Origin of the sequence: Acidovorax sp. Root70 (assembly GCF_001428225.1) — a bacterium.
Lineage (GTDB): Bacteria > Pseudomonadota > Gammaproteobacteria > Burkholderiales > Burkholderiaceae_C > Acidovorax.
Genome location: NZ_LMHQ01000013.1, coordinates 1 through 14,672 on the forward strand (window position 1 = coordinate 1; position 14,672 = coordinate 14,672).

The following is a 14,672-nucleotide window of genomic DNA, read 5'->3' on the forward strand; positions in this document are numbered from 1 at the left end:
GAAGCTGATCAACCCCATCGCCATGGAAGAAGGTCTGCGCTTCGCTATCCGCGAAGGCGGCCGTACCGTGGGCGCTGGCGTCGTGGCCAAGATCATTGCTTAATCAAGCAAGGTATACAGGGGTATAGCTCAATTGGCAGAGCGTCGGTCTCCAAAACCGAAGGTTGTAGGTTCGATTCCTACTGCCCCTGCCACTTGAATGTGGCCCCCAACAAGCCCGCCAGACCCTGGCGGGCTTCGGTGTCTTAAGTGATGCCGTGACTCGGAAGCAGGAAATACTCAAAGATGGCCACTTCACAGGTTGAAACTGTCAATACCGGCGCAGACAAGGCCAAGCTCGCAGCTGTGGTGGCTTTGGTCATTGCATCCGTTGCGGGCTTTTATTTGTTGAGCAAGCAGGGTGCTGTCGTGCAATGGGCGGCACTGATTGTCGGGCTGGTAGCGGCAGCGGCAGTGTTTCTTGTGTCCGAGTCTGGGCGCCAGTTCGTCGCGTTTGCCAAAGATGCATGGCGCGAAGTCAAAAAGGTGGTCTGGCCCACGCGCAAAGAGACCTTGCAGATGACAGCGTATGTGTTCGCCTTCGTGGTGATCATGGCGCTTTTCCTGTGGTTCACTGACAAGACGCTGGAGTGGGTTTTGTACGACTTGATTTTGGGTTGGAGAAAGTCATGACGACCGCTGCGGAAATTACGGGAGCACAGGCTCCTGCAGGCGCTTCTGCCTCGGCCAATCCGGATCTGCGCTGGTACATTGTCCATGCCTATTCGGGCATGGAAAAGGCGGTCGAGCGCAACATCCAGGAGCGCATCGGTCGTTCGGGCATGCAAGACAAGTTCGGTCGCATTCTGGTGCCTACCGAAGAGGTCGTCGAAATGAAGAACGGCCAGCGCAAGACGACGGAACGTCGTTTGTTCCCTGGTTATGTGTTCGTTGAAATGGTGATGGACGACGATACCTGGCACTTGGTGAAGCACACCAACAAAGTGACTGGTTTTGTCGGTGGTGCCAAGAACCGCCCCGCGCCCATCTCGGAAGACGAAGTGCAAAAGATCGTCAGCCAGATGCAGGAAGGTACAGACAAGCCTCGCCACAAGATCGAGTTCATGGTGGGTGAGTTGGTCCGCGTCAAGGAAGGTCCTTTCACCGACTTCAATGGTTCTGTCGAAGAAGTCAACTACGAAAAGAGCCGCGTACGCGTCTCCGTGATGATCTTCGGTCGCTCGACCCCAGTGGAACTGGAGTTCGGGCAGGTCGAAAAAACGTAGGTCTGCTGATGCAATCCTGGCCAGCTTCAATGGTCGGGGTAAATTTTTTGGATGCCGCACTTTTCGACTCGGTGCGGACATCGTCACAGTGAGTCGTTAACCCCGGGGAGCTGGTGGTTGCAGGATGCAACACAAGCGTTATGACCCGTCAGGAGTAAAGCATGGCGAAAAAAATCGTCGGTTTTATCAAGCTGCAAGTTCCAGCTGGTAAAGCCAATCCATCCCCACCCATCGGCCCAGCACTGGGTCAGCGTGGCCTCAACATCATGGAGTTCTGCAAGGCATTCAATGCGCAGACCCAAGGTGTGGAGCCAGGCCTGCCACTGCCCGTGGTCATCACGGCGTTCGCAGACAAGAGCTTTACCTTCATCATCAAGACGCCGCCCGCGACGACTTTGATCAAGAAGGCCATCAAGCTCGAAAAGGGTTCTTCCAATGCCCTGAAGATCAAGGTTGGCAAGATCACGCGCGAGCAGCTCGAAGAGATCGCAAAGACCAAGATGAAGGACATGAACGCCGCGAACGTTGACGCCGCTGTCCGTACGCTGGCTGGTTCCGCACGCTCGATGGGCGTGACGGTGGAGGGTTTGTAAATGGCCAAGTTGACGAAAAAGCAAAAGGCCCTGCAGGGTAAGGTTGACAGCACCAAGCTGTACGCCTTCGCAGACGCAGTGGCGCTGGTGAAAGAAGCCGCAACGGCCAAGTTCGATGAATCCATCGACGTGGCAGTGCAGCTGGGCATTGATGCCAAGAAGTCGGACCAAGTGGTGCGCGGCGCCGTGGTGCTGCCCAATGGCACTGGCAAGACAACCCGAGTGGCTGTGTTTGCGCAAGGCGCCAAGGCAGAAGAAGCCAAGGCCGCTGGTGCTGACATCGTTGGCATGGACGACCTGGCTGCCATGGTGAAGGCTGGCGACATGCCCTTCGACGTGGTGATTGCTGCCCCCGACGCAATGCGCGTCGTCGGTACCCTGGGTCAGATCCTGGGCCCCCGTGGCCTGATGCCTAACCCCAAGGTGGGCACGGTGACTCCTGATGTGGCCACGGCAGTGAAGAACGCCAAGGCTGGTCAAGTGCAGTTCCGCGTAGACAAGGCCGGCATCGTCCACAGCACCATTGGTCGCCGCTCGTTTGACAACGAAAAGCTCCAAGGCAATCTGGCAGCACTGATTGATGCCCTGAACAAGGCCAAGCCTGCTTCGAGCAAGGGCCTGTATCTGCGCAAGGTCGCTGTGTCTTCCACGATGGGCGTCGGCGTCCGCGTGGATACCCAATCCATCGCAGCGTAATTGCGATAAAAATCTTCGGGTCTGTCAAAGGGCCCGATGTGGTGGGCTGGAGGCGGTACAACATCCGTCCCCGGGCCATCCAAGACCGTTGGTGTGCGGTTCGCCGCACTTAATCCCCTCCCGGGGCCAACGCAGATGGCGATCCCGCTGCAGATGGAATTCGTTCCGAAACAGTTGGTCGCTGCAACAAGAGCGCGCAGGAGGGTGCGAACCCGAATGCGCAATTTAAGGAGTAGACCTTGAGTCTTAATCGCAGTGAGAAAGAAGCGGTCATCAGTGAAGTGACCAGCCTCGCCGCTAAAGCTCAAACGCTTGTGATCGCGGAATACCGTGGCATCACGGTCGCCGACATGACCAAACTGCGTGTGGATGCTCGCAGCAAGGGCGTGACCCTGAGTGTTCTGAAGAACACCCTGGCTCGCCGTGCTGTGGCAGGTAGCGCGTTTGACGTGGTGGCTGACCAGATGACTGGTCCGCTGATCTATGGCTTCTCCGAAGACGCTGTGGCCGCCGCCAAGGTGGTGGCCGATTTCGCGAAAACCAACGACAAGCTGGTGATTCGCGGTGGCGCTTTCGGTGGCAAAGCCCTGGATGTCAACGGCGTTAAGCAACTGGCCAACATTCCTTCCAAGGAAGTTCTGTTGGCACAGATTTGTGGCTTGCTTATGTCCCCCATGTCGCGTACGGCCGTTGTGCTGGGCGCGCTGGCGGCGAAAAAAGGCGAAGGCGCAGCCGCACCGGCCGCCGAACCTGTCGCGGCTTGATTGCCCGATAGATAACCAACAAAATTGTTAGGAAATAAAAATGGCATTCGATAAAGACGCATTTTTGACCGCTCTGGACAGCATGACGGTTCTGGAACTCAATGACCTGGTGAAGGCCATTGAAGAGAAGTTTGGCGTGAGCGCTGCCGCTATGGCCGCTCCAGCTGCCGGCGGCGGCGGCGGCGGTGCAGCTGCTGCTGAAGAAAAGACGGAATTCAACGTGGTGCTGACCGAAGCCGGCGCCAACAAGGTGTCCGTCATCAAGGCAGTGCGCGAAATCACCGGCCTGGGCCTCAAGGAAGCCAAGGACCTGGTGGACGGCGCTCCCAAGAACGTCAAGGAAGGCATTGCCAAGGCCGACGCCGAAGCAGCCGTCAAGAAGCTGGTGGAAGCCGGCGCCAAGGCCGAACTCAAGTAATTCGGTCTTGCTCAAGGGCTGGAGTGCTCCTCAAAGGGCCTCCAGCCTTTGGTGCTTTCAGAGCGCACCCGCAAGCTCCGTCCCCTGGTGGGGCTTGCGAGTGTCTTCTGTCAATCCCGACAGCAGAAGACGCCTTGGTTCGGGTGATGTGCAACGCATCACCGTCCGCCATGGTTGGTAGTGGCCAACCGCCAAGCCCGTAAAGGACCATGCTCCTTGCGGGTCAGTCGTCGAAGACCCAGGACTCATGTCTTTGCCCGGAGATCTCATGGCCTATTCCTACACCGAACGCAAGCGAATTCGCAAAAGTTTCGGCACCCGCGATAGCGTGCTCGAAGTTCCTTATCTGCTGCAGATGCAGAAGGACGCATACACCGCTTTCCTGCAGGCAGATACAGCGCCCCAGAAAAGAACCATCGAAGGCCTTCAGGCTGCATTCGACGCTGCCTTCCCCATCGTCTCCCACAACGGTTTTGTGGAGATGAAGTTCATCGAGTACAACCTAGCCAAACCGGCTTTTGACGTGCGTGAGTGCCAGACCCGCGGTCTGACGTTCGCCTCGGCCGTGCGCGCCAAGGTGCAGCTGATCATCTATGACCGCGAGTCTTCCACGTCGCAGTCCAAGGTGGTCAAGGAGGTGAAGGAGCAAGAGGTCTACATGGGCGAGGTGCCCCTGATGACCGACAAGGGCTCGTTCATCATCAATGGCACCGAGCGTGTGATCGTCTCGCAGCTGCACCGTTCTCCCGGCGTGTTCTTTGAACACGACAAGGGCAAGACCCATAGCTCGGGCAAGCTGCTGTTCTCGGCACGTATCATTCCCTACCGTGGCTCTTGGCTCGACTTCGAATTCGATCCCAAGGACATCCTGTACTTCCGCGTGGACCGTCGCCGCAAGATGCCGGTCACGATCCTGCTCAAGGCCATCGGCCTGAACCCAGAGTCCATCTTGGCGAACTTCTTCGTCAACGACAATTTCCGCCTGATGGACAGCGGTGCGCAGATGGAATTTGTTTCCGAGCGTCTGCGCGGTGAAGTGGCCCGTTTCGACATCACCGACAAGTCTGGCAAGGTCGTCGTGGCCAAGGACAAGCGCGTCACGGCCCGCCACACCCGCGAACTGGAACAGTCCGGTACCACGCACATCAGCGTGCCCGAAGACTTCCTGATCGGCCGCGTGGTGGCTCGCAACATTGTGGACGCCGATACCGGTGAAATCATTGCCAAGGCCAATGAAGAGCTGACTGAAGCGCTGCTCAAGAAGCTGCGTTCTGCCGCCGTGCAAGACCTGCAGGTCATCTACACGAACGAACTCGACCAGGGCGCGTACATCTCGCAAACCCTGCGTATCGACGAAACGGTGGACGAATTCGCCGCCCGCGTGGCCATCTACCGCATGATGCGCCCCGGCGAGCCGCCAACCGAAGACGCTGTACAGGCCCTGTTCCAGCGCCTGTTCTACAACCCCGACACGTACGACCTGTCGCGCGTGGGCCGCATGAAGTTCAACGCCAAGATCGGCCGCGACGAATCCACCGGTCCCATGGTGCTGTCCAATGAAGACATCCTGGCCGTGGTCAAGATCCTGGTGGATCTGCGCAACGGCAATGGCGAGGTCGATGACATCGACCACCTGGGTAACCGTCGCGTGCGCTGCGTGGGCGAGCTGGCCGAAAACCAGTACCGCACCGGTCTGGCACGTATCGAAAAGGCCGTGAAGGAGCGTCTGGGCCAGGCTGAGCAAGAGCCCCTGATGCCCCACGACCTGATCAACAGCAAGCCGATCTCGGCTGCCCTGAAGGAATTCTTCGGTGCCTCGCAGCTGTCGCAGTTCATGGACCAGACCAACCCGCTGGCGGAAATCACGCACAAGCGCCGTGTGTCTGCCCTCGGCCCTGGTGGTCTGACCCGCGAACGCGCAGGCTTTGAAGTGCGTGACGTGCACGTGACCCACTACGGTCGCGTCTGCCCTATCGAAACGCCTGAAGGCCCGAACATTGGTCTGATCAACTCGCTGGCCCTGTATGCCCGTCTGAACGAGTACGGTTTCATCGAAACGCCGTACCGCCGCGTGGTCGATGGCAAGGTGACCAACGACATCGACTACCTCTCGGCCATCGAAGAAGGCAAGTACGTGATTGCGCAGGCCAATGCGCAGCTCGACAAGGACGGTCGCCTGACAGGGGACTTGGTTTCTGCCCGTGAAAAGGGTGAATCCATCCTGTGTGGTGCAGACCGCGTGCAGTACATGGATGTGTCGCCGGCACAGATCGTGTCGGTGGCGGCCTCGCTGGTGCCGTTCCTGGAGCACGACGATGCGAACCGCGCGTTGATGGGCGCCAACATGTCGCGCCAGGCTGTGCCTGTGCTGCGTCCTGAAAAGCCATTGGTTGGCACGGGCATCGAGCGCGTGGCGGCTGTGGACTCGGGCACCGTGGTCACCGCAACCCGCGGCGGCATCGTGGACTACGTTGACGCCACCCGCATCGTGGTGCGCGTGAACGATGACGAAGCTGTGGCCGGTGAAGTGGGTGTGGACATCTACAACCTCATCAAGTACCAACGTTCCAATCAGAACACCAACATCCATCAACGTCCCATCGTCCAGAAGGGCGACAAGCTGGTGAAGGGCGACGTGGTGGCTGACGGCGCATCGACGGACTTTGGCGAAATCGCCATCGGCCAGAACATGCTGATCGCGTTCATGCCCTGGAACGGCTACAACTTCGAAGACTCGATCTTGATCTCCGAACGCGTGGTGTCCGAAGACCGCTACACCTCGATCCACATCGAAGAGTTGGTTGTGATGGCCCGCGACACCAAACTGGGTGCCGAAGAAATCACACGCGACATTCCGAACCTGTCGGAACAGCAGCTGAACCGCCTGGACGAGTCCGGCATCATCTACGTCGGCGCCGAAGTGCAGCCTGGCGACACGCTGGTCGGCAAGGTCACGCCCAAGGGCGAAACCACACTCACGCCTGAAGAGAAGCTGCTGCGCGCCATCTTCGGTGAGAAGGCTTCCGACGTGAAGGACACCTCGCTGCGTGTGGACCAAGGCTCGTCGGGCACCGTGATCGACGTGCAGGTGTTCACCCGCGAAGGCATCCAGCGCGACAAGCGCGCCCAGCAGATCATCGACGATGAACTCAAGCGCTTCCGCCTGGACCTGAACGACCAGCTGCGCATCGTGGAAGCCGACGCTTTCGACCGTATCGAGAAGCTGTTGACCGGCCGCGTGGCCAATGGCGGCCCGCAGAAGCTGGCCAAGGGCACCAAGATCGACAAGGCCTATCTGGCTTCCGTCGAGAAGTTCCACTGGTTCGACATCCGCCCTGCGGAAGACGAAGTCGCTACCCAGCTCGAATCCATCAAGAACGCGCTGGAGCAAACCCGCCACAGCTTCGATCTGGCTTTTGAAGAAAAGCGCAAGAAGCTCACGCAGGGCGACGAGCTGCCAGCTGGCGTGCTCAAGATGGTCAAGGTGTACTTGGCCGTCAAGCGCCGCCTGCAGCCTGGCGACAAGATGGCCGGCCGCCACGGTAACAAGGGTGTGGTGTCCAAGATCGTTCCGGTCGAAGACATGCCTTACATGGCCGACGGTACCCCTGCCGACATCGTTCTGAACCCGCTGGGCGTGCCCTCGCGGATGAACATTGGTCAGGTGCTGGAAGTCCACCTGGGCTGGGCCGGCAAGGGCATTGGTCAGCGCATTGGCAACATGCTGCAAGAGCAGGCCAAGGCGTCCGAGCTGCGTACCTTCCTCGAAGAGGTGTACAACTCGCGTGGCCGCAAGGAAGATCTGTCGCAACTGAGCGACGACGACCTGATGGCCATGGCGGAGAACCTGACGAGCGGCGTGCCTTACGCCACCCCCGTGTTCGACGGTGCTTCGGAAGAAGAAATCAAGGACATGCTCAAGATCGCCTACCCGGACGACATCGCTGAGCGCAAGGGCCTGACACCGACCCGCACGCAGGCTTACCTGTTTGATGGCCGCACGGGCGAGCGCTTCGAGCGCCCGACCACCATCGGCTACATGCACTACCTGAAGCTGCACCACTTGGTGGACGACAAGATGCACGCGCGCTCGACCGGTCCTTACTCGCTCGTCACGCAGCAGCCGCTGGGTGGTAAGGCGCAGTTCGGTGGCCAGCGTTTCGGGGAAATGGAAGTGTGGGCGCTGGAAGCTTACGGCGCCGCCTACGTGCTGCAGGAAATGCTGACCGTGAAGTCCGACGACGTGGTGGGCCGTACCAAGGTGTACGAGTCCATCGTCAAGGGCGAACACGCCATCGAAGCCGGCATGCCGGAATCGTTCAACGTGCTGGTCAAGGAAATCCGTTCGCTGGGCCTGGACATCGAGCTGGAACGCTCCTAAGCAGAAAAGGAAAGAGTCACTATGAAATCGCTACTCGACCTGTTCAAGCAATTCACGCCGGATGAGCACTTCGACGCCATCCGCATCGGCATGGCTTCGCCCGAAAAGATCCGTTCGTGGTCTTTCGGTGAAGTGAAGAAGCCTGAAACCATCAACTACCGCACGTTCAAGCCCGAGCGCGACGGCCTGTTCTGCGCCAAGATTTTTGGTCCCATCAAGGACTACGAATGCCTGTGCGGCAAGTACAAGCGCCTCAAGCACCGTGGCGTGATCTGCGAAAAGTGCGGCGTTGAAGTCACGCAGACCAAGGTGCGCCGCGAGCGCATGGGCCACATCGACCTGGCCGCGCCTTGCGCCCACATCTGGTTCCTGAAGTCCCTGCCTTCGCGTCTGGGCCTGGTGCTGGACATGACGCTGCGCGACATCGAACGCGTGCTGTACTTTGAAGCCTACGTGGTGACCGACCCTGGCATGACCCCGCTGAAGAAGTTCAGCATCATGTCCGAGGACGACTACGACGCCAAGCGCAAGGAATACGGCGACGAATTCATCGCCAAGATGGGCGCTGAAGGCATCAAGGACCTGCTCGAATCCATCGACATCGACCTGTCGATCGAGCGCCTGCGCGGTGACTTGACCGGCTCCGAAGTCAAGGTCAAGAAGAACGCCAAGCGCCTGAAGGTGCTCGAAGCGTTCAAGAAGTCGGGCATCAAGCCCGAGTGGATGGTGCTGGAAGTACTGCCCGTGCTGCCCCCGGACCTGCGTCCGCTGGTGCCGCTGGACGGCGGCCGTTTCGCCACGTCCGACCTGAACGACCTGTACCGCCGCGTCATCAACCGCAACAGCCGTCTGCGCCGTCTGCTGGAGCTGAAGGCCCCTGAAATCATCGCCCGCAACGAAAAGCGGATGCTGCAGGAAGCCGTGGACTCGTTGCTGGACAACGGCCGCCGTGGCAAGGCCATGACGGGCGCCAACAAGCGCGCTCTGAAGTCCCTGGCCGACATGATCAAGGGCAAGTCGGGCCGTTTCCGCCAGAACTTGCTGGGCAAGCGCGTGGACTACTCCGGTCGTTCCGTGATCACCGTGGGCCCAACGCTCAAGCTGCACCAGTGCGGTCTGCCCAAGCTGATGGCCCTGGAGCTGTTCAAGCCCTTCATTTTCTCGCGCCTCGAAGCCATGGGCATCGCGACGACGATCAAGGCTGCCAAGAAGGAAGTCGAATCCGGCACCCCCGTGGTGTGGGACATCCTGGAAGAGGTCATCAAGGAACACCCCGTGATGCTGAACCGTGCGCCTACGCTGCACCGTTTGGGTATCCAGGCGTTCGAGCCCATCCTGATCGAAGGTAAGGCCATCCAGCTGCACCCGCTCGTTTGCGCGGCCTTCAACGCCGACTTCGACGGTGACCAGATGGCTGTCCACGTACCGCTGTCGGTGGAAGCGCAGATGGAAGCCCGCACGCTGATGCTGGCCTCCAACAACGTGCTGTTCCCCGCGTCGGGCGAACCCTCCATCGTTCCTTCGCAGGACGTGGTGCTGGGCCTGTACTACGCCACCCGTGACCGCATCAACGGCAAGGGTGAAGGCCTGGTGTTTGCTGACACCGGTGAAGTGCAGCGTGCCTTGGACGCTGGCCAGGTCGAACTGGCTGCCAAGATCACGGTGCGCATGACCGAGTGGACCAAGAACAAGGAAACGGGCGAATTCGTGCCTTCGACCTCGCTGGTGGAAACCACTGTGGGCCGTGCATTGTTGTCCGAGATCCTGCCAAAGGGCCTGCCGTTTTCCAACATGAACAAGGCGCTCAAGAAGAAGGAAATCTCGCGCCTGATCAACGTGTCCTTCCGCAAATGCGGTCTGAAGGAGACGGTGGTGTTTGCCGACAAGCTGCTGCAAAACGGCTTCCGTTTGGCCACGCGCGCCGGTATCTCGATCGCCATCGACGACATGCTGGTGCCGCCGCAAAAGGCCGGCATCATTGAGCGCTCCGAGAAGGAAGTCAAAGAGATCGAACAGCAATATGTGTCCGGTCTGGTGACGTCTGGCGAGCGCTACAACAAGGTGGTGGATATCTGGGGCAAGGCCGGCGACGAAGTGTCCAAGGTGATGATGGCCCAGCTGTCCAAGCAGAAGGTCATGGACCGCCACGGCAAGGAAGTGGACCAGGAGTCCTTCAACTCCATCTACATGATGGCCGACTCCGGTGCCCGCGGCTCTGCTGCCCAGATCCGTCAGGTGGCCGGTATGCGGGGTCTGATGGCCAAGCCAGACGGCTCGATCATCGAGACACCCATTACCGCGAACTTCCGCGAAGGTCTGAACGTGCTGGAGTACTTCATCTCCACCCACGGTGCCCGTAAGGGTCTGGCCGACACGGCGCTGAAGACCGCTAACTCCGGTTACCTGACCCGCCGTCTGGTCGACGTGACGCAGGACTTGGTCGTGACCGAAGAGGATTGCGGCACTTCCAATGGTTCGCTGATGCGCGCCATCGTCGAAGGCGGTGAAGTGATCGAGTCGCTGCGCGAACGTATCCTGGGCCGTACGGCGGCTGAAGACGTGCTGCACCCCGAAAACCGCGCGGTGCTGGTCGAAGCCGGCGTGATGCTGGACGAAGACCTGATCGAAGAGCTGGAAGCTGCCGGCGTGGACGAAGTGAAGGTGCGCACGGCCCTGACCTGCGAAACCCGCTACGGCCTGTGCGCCAAGTGCTACGGCCGCGACTTGGGCCGCGGTGGCCTGATCAACCTCGGCGAAGCCGTGGGTGTGATCGCCGCCCAGTCCATCGGCGAACCCGGCACGCAGCTGACCATGCGTACGTTCCACATCGGTGGTGCCGCTTCGCGTGCTGCCATCGCTTCGAGCGTGGAAGCCAAGTCCAACGGCGTGATCGGCTTCAACGCCACGATGCGCTACGTGAGCAACACCAAGGGCGAGCTGGTGGTGATTGCGCGTTCGGGTGAAATCATCATCCAGGACGAGCATGGCCGCGAGCGCGAGCGCCACAAGGTGCCTTACGGCGCGACGCTGACGGTGAAGGCCGACCAGCAGATCAAGGCCGGCACGATCCTGGCCAACTGGGATCCGCTGACCCGACCCATCATCACCGAGTTCGCCGGTCAGACCAAGTTCGAAAACGTCGAAGAAGGCCTGACGGTGGCCAAGCAGGTCGATGAAGTGACCGGCCTGTCCACGCTGGTGGTGATCGATCCGAAGCGCCGCGGTGCCGCCAAGGTCGTTCGTCCTCAGGTGAAGCTGATCGACGCCCAGGGCAACGAAGTGAAGATCCCTGGCACTGACCACTCGGTGACCATCGGCTTCCAGGTCGGCGCCCTGATCCAGGTGCGTGACGGCCAGGACGTGGGCCCTGGCGAAGTGCTGGCGCGTATTCCGGTCGAAGGCCAGAAGACCCGCGACATTACCGGCGGTCTGCCCCGCGTTGCCGAGCTGTTTGAAGCCCGTACGCCCAAGGACAAGGGCACGCTGGCCGAGATGACCGGTACCGTCTCGTTCGGCAAGGAAACCAAGGGCAAGGTGCGCCTGCAGATCACCGACCCAGAAGGTCGCGTGTTCGAAGAGCTCGTGCCCAAGGAAAAGAACATCCTGGTGCACGAAGGCCAGGTGGTGAACAAGGGCGAATCGATTGTGGACGGCCCGGCCGACCCACAAGACATCCTGCGTTTGCTGGGTATCGAGGAGCTGTCGCGCTACATCGTTGATGAAGTGCAGGACGTGTACCGCTTGCAAGGCGTGAAGATCAACGACAAGCACATCGAGGTGATCGTTCGCCAGATGCTGCGCCGCGTCGTGGTCGAGAACGTTGGCGAGTCGAACTACATTGCCGGCGAGCAAGTCGAGCGCTCCGAGATCCTCAACACCAACGAGGCTCTGCAGGCCGAGGGCAAGATCCCCGCGACCTACAGCAACCTGCTGCTGGGTATCACGAAGGCATCGTTGTCCACCGACTCGTTCATCTCGGCCGCTTCCTTCCAGGAAACGACCCGCGTGCTCACCGAGGCTGCCATCATGGGCAAGCGCGACGAGTTGCGTGGCCTGAAGGAAAACGTGATCGTGGGCCGCTTGATCCCCGCCGGTACGGGTCTGGCCTACCACCAAGCACGCAAGGCCAAGGACGCCATGGACGACGCCGAGCGCCGCGCCATCGCCGAAGCCGAAGCCGCCGAAATGGCAGCCCAGTCGGACGCCTCGGATGTGGACAGTGGCAGCGTCACTGCCACCGACGCAGCGGCAGACTGATAGAAAACAGCAAGGCCTGCTCAGGCCCTGCTGCGGTCGCCACAGCGCCCCCGTCCTGTCCCAGGCAGGCCGGGGGCGTTTTTGATGGGCGTGTGTCTTTTCACTGCCCGTCGTTTGTTTCAATCTTCTGCTTTTCGGGCCGAAACGGGTGTAGCCGCACCTGCTTTGGCAACTGCGCATGTTGTGGTCATCGCCCCTTTTCTGGATTGCTTTTGCCGTCTTTCTGTTCTGGGCCCTGGGGGCCTACAACCGTCTGATGCGCCTGCGCTCGGCCGTTGTTCAGTCGTTCGGCAGTTTTGACGCGCACATGGTGCGGCTGGTGGCCTTGCTCGGCGAGTTCGGGGCGGCGCAGACGGTACAGCGCGGCAGCCTGCTGGCCGATGGGGGTGCGCAAGAGCTGGCCGCGCTGCAGGGTGCCGTGACGCAACTCAGTGCATCGCTGGCTGTGGCACGCGCCCGCCCATTGCAGGGCGATGCGGTGGCCGCGTTGGCGGCTGCCCGTGAGGTGCTCCGTGCGACTTGGGCCACGGCCTTGCAGAAGCTGCTGGCCGACCCTGCGCAGCCAGCGCCGCTGGCTTTGGGGGACGATACCGACGTAGCCCCGACGACTGCGCCTGTGGTGCTGTCCGTGTGGCAGGTTCGCTGGGAGGAGCATGCCGTCCAGAACGAGCAGGCGATTCGCGTGTTCAATGAGGCCGTGGTGCAGTACAACGCTGCCATTGCCCAGTTCCCGGCCCGCCTGCTGGCTTGGGTGTTCGGCTTCAAGGCGGCGCGTGCGCTGTAACCCGTTTTCAGTATCACGATGACTTCACCTCCCCACAATCGCTCCCGCCATGCGGGTGGCAATGCGCCACGCCCTGTGCGCGCAGGCTCCGGCCCGTCTCTGCGAGCGGGTTTTGCTGCGGTTCCGCCGGGTGCAGCGCCCTCGTCGGGTGCCACGCCCGTTCCCCTTTGGCGCTTGCTGACGGCGGTGGCGGGCGCCTTGCAGGCGATCCGGGGTGGGCAATCGGGCACGGCAGCGCTGGCGGCGGTGGACACGGCCTTGCGCCCTGGCGTGCAGGCCCTGCTGTTTCAGGTACTGCGCCAGGCTGGGCGGGCCGAGGCCCTGCGCCGACAGCTGGCCGCCCGCGCTCCCGCACCCGCCGCCGATGCCCTGCTGTGCAGTGCACTGGCGCTTTGCTGGGACCCGCAGGCCTCGCCCTATGAGCCCTTCACTCTGGTGAACCAGGCGGTGGAGGCAGCCAAGCACCACCCGGGCACACGCGCGCAGGCTTCGTTCATCAACGGCTGCCTGCGCCGCTTTCTGCGCGAGCGCGACGCCCTGGTGGCTGCCACCGACAACGACCCCGTGGCGCGCTGGAATCACCCGGCATGGTGGGTGCAGCGCCTGCGCAAGGACCACCCCCAGCATTGGGAGCAGATCCTGCAGGCCAACAATGCCCACGCACCCATGGTGTTGCGGGTTAATGAACAAAAGTGCACGGTAGTGCAGTATCTGTCTGCCTTGAATGCTATTGTTTTGGGAGCAATCGCGGTGGGCCAGCACGGCGTCGCCCTACGCCAGGCGGTGCCCGTGCAGTCGCTGCCACACTTTGCTGAGGGCTGGGTGTCGGTGCAAGACGCCGCCGCCCAACAGGCAGCTCCTTTGCTGCTCCAAGGGCTGGACCTGAGCCAGCCCCTGCGAGTGCTCGACGCCTGTGCCGCCCCCGGCGGCAAGACGGCGCACCTGCTGGAGATGGCAGGGCCGCAGTCTCCCCTGCAGGTCACGGCACTGGAGATCGATGCCACGCGTAGCGCGCGTATTGGTGAAACCTTGCAGCGGCTGGGGCTGACGGCCCAGGTTTTGGTGGCCGATGCCGCGCGCCCGCAAGACTGGTGGCAGTCGCAGTGTGGCGGTGCGTTGTTCGACGCCATCCTGCTCGACGCACCGTGCACAGCGTCCGGCATCGTGCGGCGCCACCCGGACGTGCGCTGGCTGCGCCGGGAGTCCGACATCGCCCAGCTGGCTGCCCTGCAGGCTGCCCTGCTCAAGGCCCTGTGGCCGCTGTTGCGTCCCGGCGGGCGCCTGCTGTATTGCACTTGCTCCGTCTTCCGGGCCGAGGGCGATGCCCAGGTGCAAACGTTTCTTGCACACAACACCGATGCGCAATTGCTGCCTTCGCCGGGCCATTTAATTCCCGGCAACACGGACAAGGGCGGGGCTGTCCCGGACAATCTGAGCGGTGACCACGACGGCTTTTTTTACGCACTGTTGCAAAAATCGGCGCAATGAGCCCGGTAGGGCCCATTGGTTGCTCG

The 14,672-nt window shown here is 61.2% G+C and carries 10 protein-coding genes, 1 tRNA gene and 1 pseudogene; all 12 read left to right on the plus strand.

What is annotated here, in order from left to right; translation table 11 throughout:
* Positions 1 to 103, plus strand: a pseudogene (locus ASD94_RS23145) (elongation factor Tu); the annotation flags it as partial.
* A 15-nt stretch (positions 104 to 118) separates the two neighbouring features.
* Positions 119 to 194, plus strand: a tRNA-Trp gene (locus ASD94_RS09360).
* A 91-nt stretch (positions 195 to 285) separates the two neighbouring features.
* Complete coding sequence (secE, locus tag ASD94_RS09365; RefSeq protein WP_056641821.1) at positions 286 to 672, plus strand: preprotein translocase subunit SecE; 387 nt, start codon at positions 286 to 288, stop codon at positions 670 to 672.
* Positions 669 to 1,265, plus strand: a complete 597-nt coding sequence (nusG, locus tag ASD94_RS09370) for a transcription termination/antitermination protein NusG (protein ID WP_015012231.1) — start codon at positions 669 to 671, stop codon at positions 1,263 to 1,265. Before secE ends, nusG begins: the two co-directional genes overlap by 4 nt.
* Before the next feature lie 161 nt (positions 1,266 to 1,426).
* Positions 1,427 to 1,858 carry a 50S ribosomal protein L11 gene (gene rplK, locus ASD94_RS09375; protein WP_056641824.1) on the plus strand — a complete coding sequence of 144 codons (432 nt, stop codon included), beginning with the start codon at positions 1,427 to 1,429 and terminating at the stop codon, positions 1,856 to 1,858.
* The gene (gene rplA / locus ASD94_RS09380) at positions 1,859 to 2,554 is read left to right on the plus strand and encodes a 50S ribosomal protein L1 (RefSeq protein WP_056059944.1); all 696 of its coding nucleotides are present in this window, start codon (positions 1,859 to 1,861) and stop codon (positions 2,552 to 2,554) included.
* Between the two features lie 239 nt (positions 2,555 to 2,793).
* On the plus strand, positions 2,794 to 3,318 hold the full coding sequence (gene rplJ / locus ASD94_RS09385) for a 50S ribosomal protein L10 (protein WP_007850048.1): 525 nt from the start codon (positions 2,794 to 2,796) through the stop codon (positions 3,316 to 3,318).
* 40 nt (positions 3,319 to 3,358) lie between these two features.
* Entirely contained in the window at positions 3,359 to 3,736 is a 378-nt protein-coding gene (gene rplL / locus ASD94_RS09390) for a 50S ribosomal protein L7/L12 (protein WP_056641827.1), read from the plus strand.
* Positions 3,737 to 4,004: 268 nt separating this feature from the next.
* A complete protein-coding gene (gene rpoB, locus ASD94_RS09395; protein ID WP_056641830.1) occupies positions 4,005 to 8,117 on the plus strand; it encodes a DNA-directed RNA polymerase subunit beta in 4,113 nt (1,370 codons plus the stop codon).
* A gap of 21 nt (positions 8,118 to 8,138) precedes the next feature.
* Positions 8,139 to 12,374, plus strand: a complete 4,236-nt coding sequence (gene rpoC, locus ASD94_RS09400; protein WP_056641833.1) for a DNA-directed RNA polymerase subunit beta' — start codon at positions 8,139 to 8,141, stop codon at positions 12,372 to 12,374.
* Between the two features lie 178 nt (positions 12,375 to 12,552).
* Complete coding sequence (locus ASD94_RS09405) at positions 12,553 to 13,158, plus strand: LemA family protein (protein ID WP_082576816.1); 606 nt, start codon at positions 12,553 to 12,555, stop codon at positions 13,156 to 13,158.
* 18 nt (positions 13,159 to 13,176) lie between these two features.
* Positions 13,177 to 14,646: a 16S rRNA (cytosine(967)-C(5))-methyltransferase RsmB gene (rsmB, locus tag ASD94_RS09410; protein WP_233247249.1), complete on the plus strand. Its 1,470-nt coding sequence runs from the start codon at positions 13,177 to 13,179 to the stop codon at positions 14,644 to 14,646.
* Positions 14,647 to 14,672 lie beyond the last annotated feature (26 nt).

Coding starts and splice junctions, on each gene's coding strand:
- rplL (WP_056641827.1), top strand. CDS start 3,359: ATGGCATTCGATAAAGACGCATTTTTGACCGCTCTGGACAGCATGACG.
- secE (WP_056641821.1), top strand. CDS start 286: ATGGCCACTTCACAGGTTGAAACTGTCAATACCGGCGCAGACAAGGCC.
- rsmB (WP_233247249.1), top strand. CDS start 13,177: ATGACTTCACCTCCCCACAATCGCTCCCGCCATGCGGGTGGCAATGCG.
- nusG (WP_015012231.1), top strand. CDS start 669: ATGACGACCGCTGCGGAAATTACGGGAGCACAGGCTCCTGCAGGCGCT.
- rpoC (WP_056641833.1), top strand. CDS start 8,139: ATGAAATCGCTACTCGACCTGTTCAAGCAATTCACGCCGGATGAGCAC.
- rplA (WP_056059944.1), top strand. CDS start 1,859: ATGGCCAAGTTGACGAAAAAGCAAAAGGCCCTGCAGGGTAAGGTTGAC.
- ASD94_RS09405 (WP_082576816.1), top strand. CDS start 12,553: ATGTTGTGGTCATCGCCCCTTTTCTGGATTGCTTTTGCCGTCTTTCTG.
- rpoB (WP_056641830.1), top strand. CDS start 4,005: ATGGCCTATTCCTACACCGAACGCAAGCGAATTCGCAAAAGTTTCGGC.
- rplK (WP_056641824.1), top strand. CDS start 1,427: ATGGCGAAAAAAATCGTCGGTTTTATCAAGCTGCAAGTTCCAGCTGGT.